The organism is Devosia sp. J20-27 (genome assembly GCF_055808595.1).
Map to the genome: position 1 here is coordinate 583235 of NZ_CM147875.1, position 18619 is coordinate 601853.

Annotated in this window: 11 protein-coding genes and 1 tRNA gene; 2 read left to right on the forward strand and 10 right to left on the reverse strand. The window is 59.7% G+C overall.

From position 1 onward, the window contains the following. Window position 1 precedes the first annotated feature (1 nt). Complete coding sequence (locus AC0L4C_RS02835; RefSeq protein WP_473402010.1) at window positions 2–325, reverse strand: hypothetical protein; 324 nt, start codon at window positions 323–325, stop codon at window positions 2–4. A 230-nt stretch (window positions 326–555) separates the two neighbouring features. On the opposite strand from AC0L4C_RS02835, the gene AC0L4C_RS02840 reads away from it, so the two are divergent. Continuing rightward, window positions 556–645, forward strand: a tRNA-Ser gene (locus tag AC0L4C_RS02840). 456 nt (window positions 646–1101) lie between these two features. Here AC0L4C_RS02840 and AC0L4C_RS02845 read toward each other — a convergent pair. The 6 genes from AC0L4C_RS02845 to brxF are packed head-to-tail and all read right to left on the reverse strand — an operon-like array spanning window position 1102 to window position 13665. Beyond that, window positions 1102–1839: a hypothetical protein gene (locus AC0L4C_RS02845; RefSeq protein ID WP_473402011.1), complete on the reverse strand. Its 738-nt coding sequence runs from the start codon at window positions 1837–1839 to the stop codon at window positions 1102–1104. Beyond that, on the reverse strand, window positions 1836–3836 hold the full coding sequence (pglZ, locus tag AC0L4C_RS02850; RefSeq protein ID WP_473402012.1) for a BREX-3 system phosphatase PglZ: 2001 nt from the start codon (window positions 3834–3836) through the stop codon (window positions 1836–1838). Before pglZ ends, AC0L4C_RS02845 begins: the two co-directional genes overlap by 4 nt. Beyond that, window positions 3833–6646, reverse strand: a complete 2814-nt coding sequence (locus AC0L4C_RS02855) for a DEAD/DEAH box helicase (protein WP_473402013.1) — start codon at window positions 6644–6646, stop codon at window positions 3833–3835. Before AC0L4C_RS02855 ends, pglZ begins: the two co-directional genes overlap by 4 nt. Continuing rightward, a complete protein-coding gene (locus AC0L4C_RS02860) occupies window positions 6643–9432 on the reverse strand; it encodes a DNA methyltransferase (protein WP_473402014.1) in 2790 nt (929 codons plus the stop codon). Before AC0L4C_RS02860 ends, AC0L4C_RS02855 begins: the two co-directional genes overlap by 4 nt. Window positions 9433–9460: 28 nt before the next feature. Further along, complete coding sequence (locus AC0L4C_RS02865; RefSeq protein WP_473402015.1) at window positions 9461–13186, reverse strand: DUF6079 family protein; 3726 nt, start codon at window positions 13184–13186, stop codon at window positions 9461–9463. A 20-nt stretch (window positions 13187–13206) separates the two neighbouring features. Next, entirely contained in the window at window positions 13207–13665 is a 459-nt protein-coding gene (gene brxF / locus AC0L4C_RS02870) for a BREX-3 system P-loop-containing protein BrxF (RefSeq protein ID WP_473402016.1), read from the reverse strand. An 806-nt stretch (window positions 13666–14471) separates the two neighbouring features. On the opposite strand from brxF, the gene AC0L4C_RS02875 reads away from it, so the two are divergent. After that, window positions 14472–14864 carry a hypothetical protein gene (locus tag AC0L4C_RS02875; RefSeq protein ID WP_473402017.1) on the forward strand — a complete coding sequence of 131 codons (393 nt, stop codon included), beginning with the start codon at window positions 14472–14474 and terminating at the stop codon, window positions 14862–14864. On the opposite strand, the gene AC0L4C_RS02880 is transcribed toward AC0L4C_RS02875, so the two are convergent. From AC0L4C_RS02880 to AC0L4C_RS02890, 3 genes are all read right to left on the reverse strand, one after another. Further along, window positions 14861–15199, reverse strand: a complete 339-nt coding sequence (locus AC0L4C_RS02880; protein WP_473402018.1) for a hypothetical protein — start codon at window positions 15197–15199, stop codon at window positions 14861–14863. The genes AC0L4C_RS02875 and AC0L4C_RS02880 overlap by 4 nt on opposite strands. 94 nt (window positions 15200–15293) lie before the next feature. Then, window positions 15294–15551, reverse strand: a complete 258-nt coding sequence (locus tag AC0L4C_RS02885) for a hypothetical protein (protein WP_473402019.1) — start codon at window positions 15549–15551, stop codon at window positions 15294–15296. A 346-nt stretch (window positions 15552–15897) separates the two neighbouring features. After that, entirely contained in the window at window positions 15898–18615 is a 2718-nt protein-coding gene (locus AC0L4C_RS02890) for a DUF5906 domain-containing protein (protein ID WP_473402020.1), read from the reverse strand. Between the last annotated feature and the right edge of the window lie 4 nt (window positions 18616–18619).

Below are 18619 nucleotides of genomic sequence, written 5' to 3' on the forward strand. Positions count from 1 at the left end.
CTCAGATCCGTTCCTGCTTGATGAAGACCCGGGTTCGCTTGGAGCGCCCCAGCCAGGCCAGCAGCGCACCGGGAATGCCGAGCACGGCCCAGCCGGGAAAGCCCAGCAACGCCCCGATCATGCCTTCCAGCACCGGTCCGAAGAACCGGCTGTCGATAAAGGCCTGCAGCTGCACGAGGCTCTCGGCGTGGATCGTCGCCCAGGTGGTACCCAGCGGCGTGATGACCAGCGCGTTTTCGCCCAGGGATCGCGTGCCGTCGAGAATGATCAGGATGAGAGCCAGCGCCAGAAGCGTCGTGCCGATGATCCGCAGGAGAAGCCGCATGTTTCCCTTCGCGCGGGCCGGACCGCGCCGCCCCAGGAGTTCCGGGCCTTTCTGGCACAGCCCGGGTCCGTCGTACAAGCCAATCCGCCCCGCGAGCCGACAAAGACGCGCATTCGGTCACTGATGGCTTGCGGTCGAGCGGTTCCTGAGTATATTGCGCCCGCTTGCGACCGGCCATGTGCCCATGCATGCGGATCGCGGCCGACCCCGCCTTCCGTCGGAAGACAAGCGGAGAGGTGGCCGAGTGGTCGAAGGCGCACGCCTGGAAAGTGTGTAGGCGGGTAACCGTCTCGAGGGTTCGAATCCCTCTCTCTCCGCCAGTCTTTTTTCTAAAGCGTTGTTTTTAATTAATTATTTCGCGCATTGTCAGTTGAGCGGCGGCCCGGCCACCTTGTGGGCCCCCTTCTCCAATGCATCTCCGGTCATCAATCGGCGCTCATGCGAGTAAGCAGGCCTTGTGAGGTATGGTCGCAACAGCGATGGGGCGTGGAATAGCATGGCAAGAGCTGTCTCGATAAGCTTCCGCAGCCTTCAGAAATGTAATGCCACCATGTGCACAGAGTGTCTGGACGCAAGCTTCTGGTTGGCCACCCAGTACGGGAATCACTCAGCGAGCCACTACTAAGGCTTGCGTCGCCATCACACTGGCCGTTCTATCCCCGGACGCTCCCCCCCCCCCCCGGCTACACTGGATTGCTCGCCGCTGTTCCTATCTAGGAGCAGCGTAAAGCGGAGGCTTTCTAATCTTTTTGACAATCTAGTCAAAAACGAACTTTTCACGGCCGCCGGAGCAGCTGATTAGTGTCTAGGCTTAGGATCTGACTGCCTGCGCTGTCGACCCGCAGTTCAACCACTTTGGACTGGGCAAGAGAATACGTGCTCGCCGCAGATAGGTCGAACGGATAGAGAGCGGGGCTCGACTGGATGCCGGCGAGAGGAGTATCTCTTCCGCTGAAGCGCAAACCTGATTCTATGAGCCAAATGGCCAATCTCGTGCCGACTGGATTTCTTGGCGAAGTTCGAACTATCCGCTTTCGCCCGTCGAGGCGTTCGATCGCCCCCCAGCTTGCCTGAGACTGCAAAACCATATTGGTCATGCGGCGAGTACCCTCCCGTTCTCCGTAGAGCTCGGTCATACGCCGATGGACCTCTGCGGACGTGCAATCGCCTTGCAGCGCCGTCAGTCGGCCGACGATCTCTGACACTCTTCCAAAGAAAGGATACGTGGCGAGGGCCATACCCCAGGTCAGTGCGGGAGCAGTGGTATCGGGTGCATCGCGATAGATTCGAATGCCGCGATCTGCGAAATCGACAAGGTCAGGCCGCGGTTCCAGCCAAAGGCGATTAAGTACAGTTCTGGTCTTCTTCTTGGCTGCCGGCCCAGCGTGCGACGAGCCCAGATCCTCCATGAGATCTTCAATAGTGGCCACGCCCACCCTGATGCGGAGCGCGATTGCAGCCCAGTCCAACTGAATGAAGCGGTCAAATCCGATTTGCGGGGACGGCGAGTTCATGAAGCAGTGCTCGTGACATTTATTCTTATGAAAGGGACAATCAGCTCCTCTACAGAGATACCACCGTGTGCAACGATTCGATCTCCCTTCGGAACAAATGCTCCCCGCGTGCCAGCGTATAGCGGCAAGAAGTCCGGCGGCAGTCCGGGACTATCAAACCGGAAGGCGTCGATTTCCGGCGGTACAGAAGATGCTAGGGATTCACTGCGATAAGTTCGAACCCTTTCGCCCCTCAGTTCGGACACCACACCCTGACTAAGTCGTCCAATGCCTTCCGCGTCGACGTTCCCGTGGTCCGCTGTAAGGTAGATCTGATACCCATGCTCAGCGAGGAGCAGAAAGAGCTTCTCGACAAAGCCAGTTTCGCACCATGCATGGATCTGCCCTGCGATACCTCGCTTCCCGAGCATCGCCCCATGAACGATTTCATCGATCATATCGACGACTATTCCGGCAACCTTCGTCGTCGGCCTGGCGATGGCCTCCTCTAACTCAGCCAGTTGCTCAGTCCGCTTCAGGCTCTTTTGGTAAATGATCTCTGACTTTCGAAGTCCATTCTCCTGCCAGAAACGGGCCCACAGAGAAGGTTCCTGAGACGTGGTTTCGATCGAGTTCTGGAATTCGCGGGGCTTGAGACCCGAGAACAGGGCCTGTCGTGAAACCGACGTCAGAGTGGGCAACCAGGCGAAACATCCGCTTTCATCCGCCGAAAAGCTGGGGACGCGTGCCGTCAGATGCTCTCGGATCTGGGTCCATTGATCCATGGCCAAGCCGTCGAATACAAGCAGCGCCACCCGCTCTTCGCCGGCGCTCCGACGCAATGCCAGATACCGCGGCACATGATGGACCATCACGGGCCCTTTCGCGGCTGGAAGAGACGGCAGGTCCGCGAAATGCTGGAACAGCCAATCTTTCAAACGCTCGTCCACGTCGCGCTGCAGCGCACGGACCTGCTTCTGTATCGGCTCAGCAGTTTGCGCGCTCAGACCATTGAACCGGGAGATGACCTCTCCAAGTCGGCGGGCCAGCTCCACCCAGTCGCGATGCGATGACGCGACCGAAGGCAGATCGGCGGCGATCCTCTTCACACCTTCGGAGACAAGGTTGCCGAGCGCGTGAGGATCTTCAACCAGCCCCACATTGATCCACCCCGGCAAGTCAGCCGGGAGAGACCCTTGCACACCGACCGGCTGAATGGCTCCTTCGAGAAACATCGTGTCGACGATGACCCTGACATCGGGATGCTCAAACGGGACCGAAACCGGTTCGAGCGCCTCTGTAGTTCCGTCGTTCGATGCACGATCACTCTGGATCCCGTACTGCGACAAGAAGCGGCTCCATGCATCCTGCACGGTGCGCACCATGTAGCTCTTCGTCGAGAGCAGCTCTGCGATGGGCAGGTCGCCGAGGGGCGTGTCCTTCAATATTGCCGCAACATGCCTCGCGAGCAGATCCGGCAGCCCGGCTCCACGGTAATGGAGTCGCAGGACCTCTCGCCAGAAGTCCTCTGGTCTGCTGAGCAGGTAAGGGCTGATGCGGAAGATGTGGGTGAGGATGAAGTCCTTGGTCGCGCCTTCTCCGAGCGGCTGTGTGGCATGCTTGTTGTGCGCCAGGAACATGGCTTCGTGGTGCTCCGAGTCGATCTGCCGGATTACACCATAGCTCAGCCTGGGAAACAGATCGGCCAGGCTCAGGCTTACCTTGCGGCCCATGCGGACATAGTCCCAGGGCAGCGTGTTCAGATCTGTCCCGCGCAGCTGCAAGACGAGCGCCTTCGATGACCCTTCGTCACCGCGATCCCAAGCGGCCCGGTAGCGCTCTTCATATTCTGTTCTGAAGGCAACGGAGTCTTTGAAGGGCAGCACCTCGAAGCCCCGTTCCCGAAGACTGTGAAGGATGCGCTCATCCAACAGAAGATCGTCGGGGTCGCACGCGATCCAGAAGCGGGAAAGATCAGCAGGAAACTCCTGCAGTATGCGGTCTGTCCAAGCGCTCATGATGCACCGAGCGCCGGTTCGCCGACGCGCAACATGAGGACAGCATTGAGATCGGGCGTGTACGCATCGGCAGCATCGAGCTGGGCCATACGGGCATCATGGTCGGACTTCAGACGCTTGCGACGGTAATCCCGAACCGTCTGGAGGCCGATCCGGCCGATCGCCTGGTGTCGCGCCTCGTAGGCGTACTCGGCGCGTTCGCGCTCTTCCAGGATCCGGGTCCTGTGCTCCTCGACCAGATCGGTGAAGATACGCTCACCCTGAGCGAGAGCGGCATTCCTTGACCGACCAAACCAGCCATCGGCATCTCCCGCAGCGACTGCTCCGACCCGCTCGACTTGTTCCGTGAGAAGAAGATCCCAGATCCGCTTGGCTGTCGGCAGGAAGGTACGCCCTTCGTCGTTGACAAACACGGATAGGAAACGCCGCCGGCTGAAGTCATCGGCGGACAGGCTGATCTCCCAAAGCGACCATACGCCCCGGACGCTGTCAGTAAGCCCTGCAATCCGGACTGTCGGCAGTGGTTGACCCGAAACGCAGCGCGGCAGATCGCTGATCACAGCCCGAGCGCGGGGATCTTCAAGCGTCACCCATTCGATTTCGGGCCGGTCTTCTGCTGTTCTCGCGTCGAAGCAGACCTTGGCTGACTCGCTGCCATCCGCCCAACGCACTTGCCATGCGTCGCCTTCCTTGACAGCTTTCCCGCCACGTGCGGGCAACCCGGTCGTGATCGCCCGCTCCAGCCAGAACTGCGCCGGGTGGTCCCGCCACTTGCGGGCAGCGTCTGCATCAAGCTCGTGCCCATCGGACAGAAGCTCGCTGCTCTTGCGGCTCTCTGAGATCGTCGATCGGAGCTGCGATACAACGGCGTCGCATTCGCTTTCGATCGCATCGGGGTTCTGAAGGCCTTGCACGAACAGCTCGTCGAAAAGGGGCTCGGCTTCGACCGAGTCCATCACATCGGAGGCTTTGTCGACGCCGAACTCTTCGGCAATGACCGCCAGCTTCGTTTCCAGGACCTCACGGACACGATGCTCGACCGTGTCCTCCAGCACGAAGTTGATCGCGCGAACGATATGTGGCTGTCCGATACGATCAACCCGGCCGATGCGCTGTTCGACGCGCATCGGATTCCACGGCATGTCGAAGTTGACGATGATATGGCAGAACTGAAGGTTCAGGCCTTCGCCGCCGGCATCGGTTGAGACAAAAATGCGGACATCGCGGCAGAAAACCTGTTGAGCCCGCGCGCGTGCTTCGAGATCCATGCTCCCGTTCAGCGTGGCGACCGAGAAGCCGCGGCTTTCGAGGAAATCCGCGAGCATCGCCTGCGTTGGCACGAACTCGGTGAAGACCAACACCTTCATCTCAGGATCGTTCTCTTCCTGCTGAAGTTTGTAGATCAATTCGAGGAGTGCTTCGGCTTTGGCGTCCGTGCCCTGAGCTTCAGTGGACCGGGCCAGTTCGAGCAGCGTGTCGACCTCGGCTTTCTCCATCTCCCAGCCTCTGGTCTGGACGGCGAGATCCACCTGGGTTTGGCCATCGAGCTCGGTCCATTCATCGACGTCGGCCGTTTCGAACAGGGATGGCTGGAACTGCGGCTGGTCCAGCAAGGCCTGCCGCTTCTCGAGCGTCGTGCGGATGGCGGCCGTGCTGGAAGTCACCAGCCGCTGCATCAGGATCATCAGGAACCCGATGTGGCGTTGCTTCGCGGCCATGGCCTGGTTGTAGCCGTGGCGGACATAGTCCGTGACAGCCTCATAAAGCTTCTGCTGAGCCGCATGCCGGTCCTGCCAGGGAACAGGCTGAAGCCGGGTTATGCGCGGCTTGAACAGAGGTTTGCCTTCAGCATCGATCGCGACGCGTTTCTCTGTGCGGACCACAAAGGGGCGCACCCGCTCGCTCGTCACGCTGCTCTCATCCGGGAAGGAATCCCGGTCGATCAGCTGCAGCAAGCGATGGAACTGGTCGGTCTTTCCCTGATGCGGCGTCGCTGAAAGGAGCAGCAAGTAAGGCGCGGCCTCCGCCAATGCGGCGCCCAGCTTGTAGCGTGCGACCTGATCCGTACTCCCGCCCATGCGGTGGGCTTCGTCGATGATGACCAGATCCCAGGACGCCGAGATCAGGTCCTCGAAGCGCTCCCGATTGTAGGTGCTGAGCTGCTCGAGGCTCCAGCCGCGACGGCCTTCGAGCGGCTTCACGGAATCTAGCGAGCAGATTACTTGATCATGCAGCCGCCAGAGGTTTTCCTCGTCGCTGCGCCATTGGCGGAAGGCGGAGAGTTCGGCGGGCTCGATGAATTGGAAGTTTTCTCCGAAATGTAGCCGCATCTCCGCCTGCCACTGCCGGACCAGCCCCTTGGGCGCGACCACAAGGATCCGCTTTGCCATCCCGCGCAGCTTGAGCTCGCGCAGTATGAGACCAGCCTCGATCGTCTTGCCGAGCCCGACTTCATCCGCCAGCAAATAGCGGATCCGGTCCCGGCTCATGGCTCGGTTGAGCGCGTAGAGCTGGTGCGGCAGCGGCACGACGCTCGACTGGATCGGCGCCAGCAAGAGGTTGTCCTCCAGCGCGTCCAGAAGCTTCGCCGCCGCAGCAGTGTGCAAAATCTGCTCAACCGTAGGCTGGACTGCGTCGAGCGGGCTCAGGTCGCGTGAACGGGCGCGAACGACGGCGTCCTTGCCGGGCAGCCAGACCCGATAGGCGGTCTCGCCCCAGATCTCCTCCCGGTCAACGACGCGGCAGGGTGCGGCATGTCGCTCATGCCAGCACCACTCGCCGATGCCGTGTCCGCTGCCCGCATGCGTCACGCATCAGCCTCCATGCGGGTGAGCGCCTGGTCATACCAGAGCAGCAGTTTCTCATCCTCCTGCAGCGCCTCCTCGGGGACCTTCTGGGCGATGCCGATGATGGTCTTGTAGTCTTTCGCCGCCCACGCGGCCTTGAAGCCCGCGCGCAGCACCTCGAGCCGGAATTCCCTGAGCCGCCGTCCGGGGGCGGACTTATAATTCTCGAATTCCTTCAGCAGCGACCGCTCGCGCTTTTGCTCCAGGTCCTTCGCCCTGCTCGGGTCGGGCACGAACCAACGGTCTTTCGCCTTGGCCTTCAGACGCGGGTCCTCCTTCTCCAGACCGCGGAGATCCTTGAAATTTGAAGACAGGTAGCTGTGGATCTGGCTCGGCACGTCGCCATTGCCGTCGTAGCGGAGGAAGTTGTCCTCCAACAAAGCTGAAAGTTCTGGCTTCTCCTCGTGCTTCTTCCAGCCAGCGCCAAGCTGCGTCATAAACTCTGGATGCATATCCTGATAGGTCGAGGGACGCCTTTTCAGGAAGTCCGTCAGCCAGTCGATCGCGCTGCGTTCATCCGCTACGAACAGCTCCATCTGTGGTGCATGTGGGACTCGGGCCCGCTTTCGATCGTATTCTGTAGCCTGCTGAGGAAGAAAGACCATGCCATCTCTCTCAGAAAAGCGAGTGCGCAGGCCATCCTGAAACTCTTGGCTAGAGAGTGGAACAGGCACATTATGTCTAACGAACCAAGCGATCATCCTGTCAAACATGATCCTTGGATCCCGCTCTGAGACGAACTCCAACACCTCTCCCTTTGTCTTACTAGAAGGTAAGTACGTTAGGTGAGTGCGAACAAAATCCCAGGCAGACTGTTCAGTTCCACCAGATTTCCTAAACCTTTCTTCCAAGCCGCCATTCGGTTTGTAGGCTGAAATGACTAGATCCTGTTTTACAGATGTCTTGTTGTTCACCGAATTGAAGCTGCCCTGTTTCTTATCAAGGGCAGACACATTCGCGATCACGAAGCCAGCTTCCTGAATCGATGTTTGAATTGCATTCCATACGGCGGCCTGCGTGTTCGAAAATTCAACCGTAATCCATCGGCCCGGCTTGAGTATCCGGTAGGCCTCTGAAAAACATCTCGTCATCGACTTCCTATACGACAACAGATCTTTGCCTTGCGACTTACTTTCGATCGCTTCCGGTTTCGTATCGGTAAAAACTTTGAGCCAAGACTCCCAAAGAAAATTCAGCTCAGAGTACATTAGGTTCGAGCCAAACGGAGGATCTAGAAAAATGTAGTCAACCTGCGAGTCGCCAATATGTTGCCTACTGGCAGATCCAGTCGATATAATGCTCCGCCTAGAGTCAGTCACCGGCGGAACGCCTCGCGCTGATGCGGCACACCGGCTCTGAAATATGTTCAGCCAGTTCTGTTCTCCGGAAATGGATGGAATATACATTGTACCGGCCGTATGCGGTTTCATTGGACCGGTATCTTTTTGAATCCAGCGCAGTGGAAGAAAGCGCGCAGTCTTTAGTCCGACTGTATAGCCGCCAAGCAATGCTAATCTTGTAAGTGGAGAATCTGCCCGAGAATAAAGAGCTGAAAAAGTTAGAAGGCTTCTCTTTGTGTAAAGATGATGCACATTAGTAAGACCAATTCTAATCGGCTCACCAGTTTTGTCGCCATCAGGAATTGCGTCCACGGGAAACTGGTGCCGAAATGCTTCGGCGTCAATTTTTTCTATAAGTGAAAAATCTAGTTCGTCTGGATCCTTTTCATATCGCTTTCCGCCAAAGGAGTAATTGATCAGGACTGGAACCTGTTTCACTTGGCGGACAATTTTTCCAAGCGCCATGTCTAATTTGGAAGTCCAGGCACGATCCATATTGCGCTTCGACAGCTCGGCAGAACAGTGCGGACACGGGAATATATCTTTTACTTGCCCGCCGATTGGATCAACTGCCTCGCGCCAAAATATCACTTCGCCCGTGCACTCACGGCAGGTAAATACGTCTGACCAAACCGTGTAGTTTATCCGCCCAGTCGCTGCGCTACCGCCGTGGCTAGTTTCATACATCCAGCCATATTCGTCCTCCACCTTTCCGAGGATTTTTCTGGACAACGCACCAAATGAGTCGATGTCCTCGGGAGCGTTATAGTTTTGTGCAATAAACGTGGCAGCTGGCGAGAGATCAGCTAGTATTGCTCTGCGGGAACCAAGCTCAGAGAACGGTATCCATTCCAAACGTCCTTCCACGTTTTCTTGTGTTAGAATAGTTCCATCATGCGCAATTCGATATCCGAGCTCCTCGATCGTTCTTCGATTGCCGCACAGGCTCGCAGCAACTCCCGTCATACCGGTTCCGCAGAATCCATCGAAAATCAGGTCACCAGGCTTAGTGTAATGCAATATGTAGCGCATAATTGCTTTATGCGGCACTTTTGTATGATAGCTATGAGCATTGTAGATGGGGTCGTTCTTTCCTTCGCTCACATCGGCGGTAAATGGCTCTTTGCTGTATGGCGCGGACGGATCGTAGTTTGTCCCGTAATTGGTCGCAAAATCTGAAAGCCACGGATTGGGGCATGCCGTGTAATATGGCGGATCTGACATGGCCAGGATCGCGTCGTCAGATCCTTGCGGAAAGCCCTCCTGGTTCCGGAACGCCGGATCCCTCAGTTTCTCAGCCAGCAGCTCCAGAAAATGCTCCCGCCGCGCGTCCTCGCTTGGGAACGTCATTCCAAGGCACTCGACTGGGCCGCTCGTCTTCCCGCTCGCCATCGTCAGTTGATCATTCATTGGTTCTCTCTTTCCAGATGGCGAGCGATCATTCGACCACGAAGCGCAGCTTGGTCGTGTCCTTGCCTTTGCAGCGGTCGTTCAGGAACGATTCGAAGCGCTTGCGCAGATCCTCGGGCGTGGCCGGCGACCCACCTTGGAGCAGCGCCTTCCTGATGTCCTCTTGGGCAACACTGATCTTTTCAAGACCAGACAGCGCCTCCTGAACGGCAGCTATGAACTCGGGTGTGACGAACTCGGGAAGGGTCTTGGTTTCGGCAAAGCCGGTGACGATCTTGCGCGACGAGTCCTTCAGGAGTTCGAAGTTCGACTGAATGATCGGATCCTCGAGGTTGTCGACCAGCGTCTGCACCCAGCCTTCCTGAAGGCGGTCAAGCTCGTCATCGAGCTGCTTCAGCACATTCGCGGCTGGAAGCAGGTCGCCTTGCTCGTTCGCGGGCCTAAAGTTGCAGTGCGGGCAGACCGGGCTGGCCGAGAGCTCGGACTCCACCAGCGACGCGCAGCTTTTCAGCTTGTCCAGCTTATCCTCGAAGCTCGTGAGCTGGCTGGTCGGCATCAGAGAGATGCCAGCCAGTGCCCGCATCGCGACGAGCCGGGGGTCCTTGCGCAGGGCAGATTTCGTCTTCTCTTCCGTAACCCCAAGGCGCGCCTTGCTGTGCTGCCCGACATAGGCGGTGATGTAGTCCTTCTTAAGCCGGGCCAGCGTCTGCCGGTACTCGGCCGCATGCTGCGCGGTGCGATCCGAAGCGAGCTTGTCGAGTATCTGCTTCCGGGTCTCCTGCGCCTGCTTCGCCCAGGCATGATCCGCCGACAGGACCATCTCGGCCTGCGATAGATAGCTGGCCGTTGCGCCGAGCTCGGTGACCAGCTCCAGCATCCCCTCGACGGCTTCCAGGACTTCGAGGTTCTTCTTCTGGGCCGCGATGTCGTCGGAGCCGATGCGAAGGTTCTTGAGCTTCCCGACCGTGTTGTAGGGTGCCAAGCTTTCCGAGAAGGTCTTTAGCGCATCAAGTTTGGTACGCCAGTCGCGGATCTCTTCTTCCCGCAAGAGGGGCTGACCCCAGAAGCTTAACCTGCCGGTCATGTCCGTGGTCGCGCTGAGCACGCGCCGCGTGAGCTTCCCGACCTCCTCCTGGAGCAGCTTGACAGGCTCGTCGGAGCCTTGCGTTGCCTGCTGGGCGAGACCGGGCGGCAGACCCAACATCTCGAACAGCGAGCGGAGGACGGCGACGTTAATCTCTTTCGGCGCCTCGACGTGCTTGAACTGCTTAAGTTCGTCCAGCGGCCGTTCGGCGAGCAGCGTGATCTTGCCGGAGTCGATCTTGTCGCCGGTGATCGCCAGGACAATGTCGCCGGCATAGACCAGTCCGCCGAGAACGGTGGCCAGAAGATCGGGCTCGAGGCGGAATTTGATCGGGGCGAAATACTCAACGTCGGCGTCGCCGCTGATCAACTCGCCGCGATTCAGCACCTGGCCATGCCCTTTGGCTCTGAGCCGGGTCAACACCTCCTGTGCGTACCGAGACCGGGTGGGGTCGATCCGATCGCCGTCAAGCATCTCCAGCCCGTCGAGAATGACGACCGCGTCCTTCGTGCGGTTCCCGCCTGCAAGCGCGCGGATGGCGTTCCCGACGAGCTGCTTGCGGTTTGACTCGGTTACGAGCGCGGAGAAGGTGGGGTACTCGGGCGCCACTTCGGCGAACTGGTTGTTCAGTGCCAGGCCGGAGATGACGTTCACGGCGTCGCGGAAGTTGATCCGCTCCTCCGGCCCAAGCCGGGCTTTGTCGCGCAGCGAGACGCCCTTGGTCCACTCCTGCAGGGTCTTCGTCTTTCCCTGATAGGTAACCTCGAACGCCGCCATCTGCTTTTCCTGCAGCCACTTGCTCATATCACGCAGAGCGTCTTTGGCCTTGTCGAGGTAGATGGATTTCGCACCGCCGCTGGCGGTCGATGCGAGATCCTGAGCGGCAGCATAGAAAGAGAGATGACGCCGGATCGCATCGTCGAGCCCCTTCAGCCGAAGAAATACCTCATCGGCTTTGTGGTCGTCTCGAAACCGCGGCGGCTCGAACGGCTGAATGAAATAGATGTAGAAGTCCCGCTCGGGCTGAGCCGTCGGCCGATCGTTGGGCGCGCCGAAGAAGAGGTAACCATTGCGTTCGACGCGCCGGTCTTGCCACTCGATCTGGTACTGCCAGATTTGGTGGCCCGTCACGTAGGTGGTTTCGTCAGTGCGCTCCATAAGCTGTCGGATGGCGCTGTAGTAGGCGCGATCCAGCGCATCGTCGGAAAGGGCTTCAGAGCGCTTCTCGACCTGGGCGTCGTAGTCGACGTCCTTCTTCAGATCGAGATAGTATTGTTCGGTGTCCGGCGCTTTGGAGATGAACTGGCCGTTGACGGTCTTCAGCGTCTCCCGCAGGACGGTCTGCACGAGTGACAGCAGGTCGGCTTCCGGTTCTCCACCCATATCTTCGATTCCGGGCTGGAACAGGCAGAGCGTGTCACGGAGTTCCTCGGCGGTTGGGCCGACGGGAACGTAGATGTCCCCGCCCGTCGTCAGGCGATGGACCGCGAGACCGTCAATGATCCGAAGCGCCATCGGCTTGTAGGTCGGTCGGGTGAACGCCTTCCGCACGCGTTCTGACAGGACCTCCGACACCTTGAGCACAGGCCCGATGTTCGGATCCGAGCGCAGGACGGAGTTCGACGTGACCGTTTCCCAGAACTTGTCGTAGCCGATCAGCCCTGGTCGATCGTCGGGCACCTCATTGTTGAGGACGGCCTGAATCTGATCCCGGAGCGTGACCAGTGCGCCGCGCTTTTCGGTGAACACCAGGCGCTCGAACGTTCCGATGTAATCAGGATGCACCGGAAAAAGCCGGACGTACTCATCCATGCGCTCATTCATCGAGCCATAGAACTTGGCGAACGGCGCAAGGTAGGTCCGGATTTTGTTCTGCTGATCGGCTGTCTTCTTGAGGAGCCGCTCGGCCACCACGAAGCTGACGTCCTGCCGGGCGAGAAGGACCTGTGTGAAGCGATCCTTCACACGACGCAGGCTATCGGCGACGTGCTGGAAGCGACTGCTGTCGAAGATCGCTTCCTGGACGCCGGCGACGAAGCGGAAGCGGAGGTGCTTCGTGACCTCGCCGATCTCTCGCAGGAACGACAGGTCGAGAACGAGGTCGTGATCCCTTCGAGAGCGAAGATAATCCAGAAACTCGTCGACGACGAGAAGAACGCCATGGTTCGGGTGACCCTCGGCGAACGCTGCCATCATTTCTTCGAATGCCGCCTTGTTGTTGGTCACCTTTTCGGCTGGCGGGAAAGTGTAGCTGACGCCGTGCCTTTCCAGGAAGAGTTCAAGCTGCTGCGTGACGATGTCTCGAAGTGACATCTGGCTGGAGATTTCGATCCGATGTACCTTGAACTTTCCAGCGATCGCAGCTGCGGCTTCGGCGACCTTTGGATGGCGGATCATCGGGACATAGGCGGCGTCCTCTGCCACCAGCGAAAGCACTGACATCAGGTGCGATTTGCCGGTCCCGTAATTGCCGACAACCAGCACGCCCATATGGTCCACCGCCGCGTCGAACGAGAGCTGGGGAATTATGAGCCTCGCAATCCGCTCTGCCATGTCGTCGGAAATGACGTAGGTCGAAACAAGCTTCTTCGCCTCGTCTGGGCGGTTGGCGTCCAGAAGCTGAATGACCGACTCGATCGGCTCGAATTGAATGAGATCGCCATAACGCATCGGCATCCCGTGTTCCCCCTTCAATGAATTTTGAACGGGACCAGGCCGTCTGTGCCGTAGTCCTGATGTTCTGGATGTCCTGTCGTAGCGTAGGAAAGTCGGGCTTCCCGAAGGTCTCCCGGCCATACTGCAACGACGCGGCGCGCATGAGCATGTCGCTTCAGTAAGTCGAGCGGGCTGAGCTGCAGCGTCCGGTCAAAAAGAAGCTCGATGTTGTCCATGAGCAATAGCCCATGGCTGGCAAAGTCGTCCGCGAGGTTCTTCAACATGTCGGCTGCCCGCAAATGTCTTTGCATACTAGGAATAGCAAGGAGCTCGCGGCCAAGAGCAGCGCTAGCGTTCAGAACTCGCGCCTGCCGACGCAAAGCAAGCTTTCCGAGGAGACTGCTCTTCCCAGATTGCGGCGCCCCGGTCAAAAGTATCAATTTACTGTTCAGATCCAATGTGTCCTCAACGAGGGCATCAAGTATTTCAATCACGTCTCAGCCACCCCGCATGTCGGCCTAATGTCTTCGTCAAGTGTTTGCGCTCCAACGTGCTCAGAAATCGGCCAATTAAGGTGCTCTGTGGGATTGCGGGCAAGCTAGTTGGCGAGCGGCCGACATTCAATCGAAACTCATGAAGCTAATGGAAATTGCACACGCACCGGACACCGACGGCCCTCACAAAAAGTCAAAAAGCACAGTGATGTGCCTACTCCAGAGTATGGATAATCTCACGTCGACATGGGCGTACATAGAGTTTCTCAGGCTGGCGGTCCCCAAATCAGATAAGATGACATGTACATCACAGTTGGTCTGGCGCAATGAAACTCGCGGGCGGATTTTATTCTCAGGGTCATGAAGTAACGTTCGCTGCAGCGTCTCGGGCCGTGCGCCGAGGGGGGCAGGCAGAGAAGACTTGTGGTGCCCGCACTCGTGGCGGAGGCACTTGCGGTCAGCCACCTCTGGTAGGCGGCGCGCGCTGCCTGCGGCATGCAGGTCCTCACGCCGCCCGCGCCCATCGCCAGCGGCAGTTCGAGGCTCTGGCCAGGGGCAAGCTTTCCCACGAGGACTTTGCTCGGTTTGAGGCGCGGCGGGCCATCAATGCACTGCGCAACGCTTGGCGGCGCGACCCGTGGACACCCGGACAAACTATTGACCTCGGGAAACACGAGCGCCGGTTTCAGACCGTGTCCGGGCTTGCCCGGCTCGACACACCGGTGCCCCCGGCCGTGCTTGACTGGCTTCGGTGGCGTTACCGCCGCCTTCAAGTAGACGGGCGCCGCGATGATGAGTGGGCGCGGGTGGTCTTTGATGAGTATCCGCGCCGGGTGCGGGATGCAGGACCGCCCCCACCGACCTATGATCCGTCGCAACTCGGTATCGGTCGACCGATGTGGACGGCAGAGGCGCCGCCGCACTGGTCCCGGCGGAACAACGCCGACGGCCCCCGTGTCGTGGCCGGTGAACCGGTGCCGGTCATCCGCGCGGCGGAGGATCAACACGACGCCACCGCCCTGGCGATGGTCGCGTATGAGCAGCGGGAAGTGCTTTCCCCGCTGCTGAAGTTGTGCGGCACCGCGGTCGAACAGAGAGCGGTGATCGGGACCCTGAAGAGCTATCTGGACCGTCCCCAACACCACGCCGCGATGCGCCGCTGGCTGGACATGGTCAGCGCTCTGCGGTCGCGCGCCTAGTGCTGCCGCGACTTTTCCGGCAGGGTGATGTCTGGGGACAACTGCGCGACTCCAACCAGGAGGCCGCGCGCCTTGCCTGAGTCATAGCAGCTGGAACACAGGCGCGCGAACTTGCGTCCCATGCCAGCGGTGATCACAACAAGCTCGCCAGTGCGGATTGCGCGGCGGCAGCCATCGCAATGCGCCAGCCCATCCCGGCTCGTCCGAGTAAGTGCTTCGCGGCCCTTGCGGATCAACGCTTCCTTAGTCGCCGGACGCCCCCGGCGGCGAGTGGGGCGGTTGATGTCAAGTGTCGGGTGGAACGGAACGTGGAAGTCGGGGCTGTCCTGAGGCATTTGTATCTCCGAAACTACGGGCTCACCGCGAGCCCGGAAACGGGGTCATGGACACCTCCTTTCTGGTTGGGGGGCTGATGGTCTGCTTGGCGCGTCACGGGCCGTCGCGGGCGACCATCTGCCAGTACTCCACTTCCTCGTCACGGCTAGACTGGCCGTTGGCGTAGCCGTCCTCGAAGATGCTGTCTTCACCGTCCCAGCGGGACGCCTCGCGGTCCTCGTACGCTTCGTAGGTGGCCTTGGTCCACTCGTCCCACTCGGCACGGGTGGGTGCGCCGGTCTTGAACCACTTCACGGCGAGTTCGAGCACCTTGTCCTGCCAAGGTTTGGTTTTCGCGAATGGGCTGGTCATCTGGTTCCCCGGTTCAACTTGTGGCGGCCCTCGTACTTTGCGTGGGCCATATCTTGGGCACCGGGGATCCCCTGTGCTTGATCCAGTGTTCCGGCGATCCACGCGCTTTCATCACCTCTAGAAAACGCTGCCAAAACAGTCAGGAACCATGAAAGTTCTGACTATGATGTCAGGAACTACTCTCTTGTGACTTCCCTCTTGGATCAGTGGATCATTGGATCAGTAGTCAGAAACTCCAAGGTCTGCAGGGCTTCCGCTGATCCGCGACTGATCCACTCTGATCCCCCCTCGTGCCGGCCGTTCCACGGGAGCACTCCGGCTGGATCAGGATTGGATCATAACTGGATCACGGGCTGGGCGTGCCCACCGCTTTTGAGAACGCATCCCGACACTCGCCAAGGGCCGGATACTCAAAGCCCCTGACAGGAATACCGTTTACACGGGGACGATGTGGCTTGCGGCCTGGGCACATCTCACCAATGCGCCGAACCACCTCGATTTGAGACGGCAGGTGCCGAGTGACGCCCGCGCCCTGGGCGAAGCGCGTGAACGCTGCATAGAGGTCTGCATTGCTACTGAAGATGGCACCCGCCGCCCAATCCTGCGTGTTGGACACGGCGCCAGGAAGAAAGCCAGTTTCCAGTGCATCCGCCCAGAAACGCGAGATGATATCTCCCGCCTCCGCCAACGCCGCTGCTTTCTCGGGGGTATTGAGCGGCCGCCTGGGATCGAATTTCGCCACGTCGCGCCCCATGAGGAACTCGATGAAGGCCTCGCGCCCCCCGTTTGTCCAGACGGAACGAAGCTCGCCAAAGTAGGCATTGTCTGCACGCTTCGCATCGGACACCCGCAGCAAGGTTGTCCGGCGGTCCCCCGGTTCAAGAGGGACTACCGCAGCGCTGTTGGAGGTCAGAACGACTGCGAGCATGTTGTCAGCGTCACGGAGGTCCCGCCCCTTCGCCTCAATGTGCAGCCGGGAACCGGTGACAAGGTCCTTGAATGGCCCGGCCATTTTGGGGTCCTTGCCCAGGAATGCCTCCTCGAACACGGCGAGCACTTTGCCTTCAAAGTGCGCGTTGAAGTTGCCAGCCATCTGACGCTCCTGCGACGCGGTGACGGAGTGGTGGCGGCCGAAAATGTCGATGAGCATTTCTGCGAGTGTGCTCTTGCCGGTGCCCTGTTGCCCCACCAACGCGAGCACGGTTCCGGGGGCGGACAGAGGATTCTGCACCTTAAATGCGATCCAATCGAGGACGTAGTCTGTCTCTACAGGACGGCCGGAAGCGATCACGTCGCGGACAAAGGACAGAATTGGCGAAAGCAAGTCTACAGGCGGCGCCGCACGAGAGTCTTTGTGCCAGCCGGAGCGGGTGGGGATGCCGTGCCAAAGATTCAACGAGTCAGCAGGTTCTTTTCCGACCGGCCACAGTCCGACCCTCTTGTAACGGCGCGCGTCCGACGACTTGAGCCAAGCCGTTCCGAGGCCAACGCGTCCCACCCGGTCGGCACCGTCATGAAATGCCTTGAAGGCGGCGAGCGTGTGCTGCGCGGTAATTCCCCGCTCATCGACCTCCACCACGCGGTCGAGGGACAGCACGTGGGCGTACTCCCTGTTGAGGTCTGTCACCCATTGTGGGACGCCGGGCTCGGCAGTAGGCACCAGCGCAGCGAGTTGTGCGAGCTGGACGGGGTCAATAGGAGCAGACGCAAGGTCAGCCAACTGTTTGGCCCGGAAGGCTTTTTCGACTACTTCGTACCCCGAGGGGTTGAGGGCCGCCAGCGTCTGCATAATCGTGCCCCAACCCGTGTGTGGGTTGCGGCAGGTATCCCAGAACTCGGCATTCTTATCGGGATCGCCGCCCCACTGTTCGCACCATTCTAGCCAGATTTCGCGACCCTCGCTCTCCACGTCTGCCGCAACGGCCGCGCCCTTCACCGCGTGCCCAAAGGAAGTCCATTCGTCGCGGTCGTCGAAATGGCCGCCGGACTGGTTGGGGGTGTGGCTCAGCGCGAGACGCAACAGGTCGGCACTCGGGGCGGGGCTGGGCCTCTTCTCGCCCACCCTCTCACTCACCTTTGCCAGCACGGACGCCGACCCAGTTTCACCCGTTGCAGTGTGTCCGCGCCAAACGGCGATCAGTTCGTCCACGGACCGCACGGGGGAAGTATTGTCCACTGGGCTGACGATCTTGGCCAGGGACACCCCCGCCCCGCGCTTCTTTTTGATCGCGGTGGGCACGTTGATGGTCCACGGAAGACGCGTGATCCTATCCGGGTTCTTCATGCTGCTGTCGGCACGAAGAGGTTTCATGGCGCTGCCGAGCGCGGCACTACTGGCCTCATCAACAGGCGCGCCCGGTGCAAGCTTAAACCAGAGATGAGTGCCGTTGCCGGTCATCACCTCAGCCAGCGGCTGGTGCAAGCGCAGCGCAGCGAGCATGCTTGCATGCCTCGGGTCGTCCTCCGGTGCGTCCTTATTGTCGAAGTCAAGCACAGCATACCGGCGCTCCGGAATTTCGGTGGCTTTTGCCTGATGTGGGGCGCCAGCGAACTCCGTAGGACGCGGGTTGATGCCGGCGTAGAGGTTCCGGCGCCCGAAGTGCTCTGCAATGAAGCTCCGCATACGCTCCAACTGGGCCGGGTCACCGAGTTGCCCGCTGTACGAAATGCGCCTTGTGCGGCCGGTCATTTCATCCAGAGCGCTCAACTCAATGACCGTGTCCGGGTCGTAGAGGTTGCCCAGCCACGAAAGAACCTTCTGGCTGGCGCTCTCGCGGGACGCTGCCAGAAGCGCGGCGTAGGCCATTTCTGGAGGCGTGGTGCCGCCCAGGACCTCCTGCGCTGCTGCACCCAGAACCAAGCGGAGTTCGGCGGCCACAAGACCGCTCGCGAGCGCGTCATTGATAAGCGCCGCGACGTTCTCTTTGGTGGGCGCGAAGCCCAACTCAGCACGAATTTCAAACTCAGCCGCACGACGGGCGTGCCGGTTCAAAGTAGGTCCCGCCGAAGCGGTTTCGATTGTGTTATTAAGCATGTTCTCGGTGCCCAGCCCGTCATTCGCCATTAAG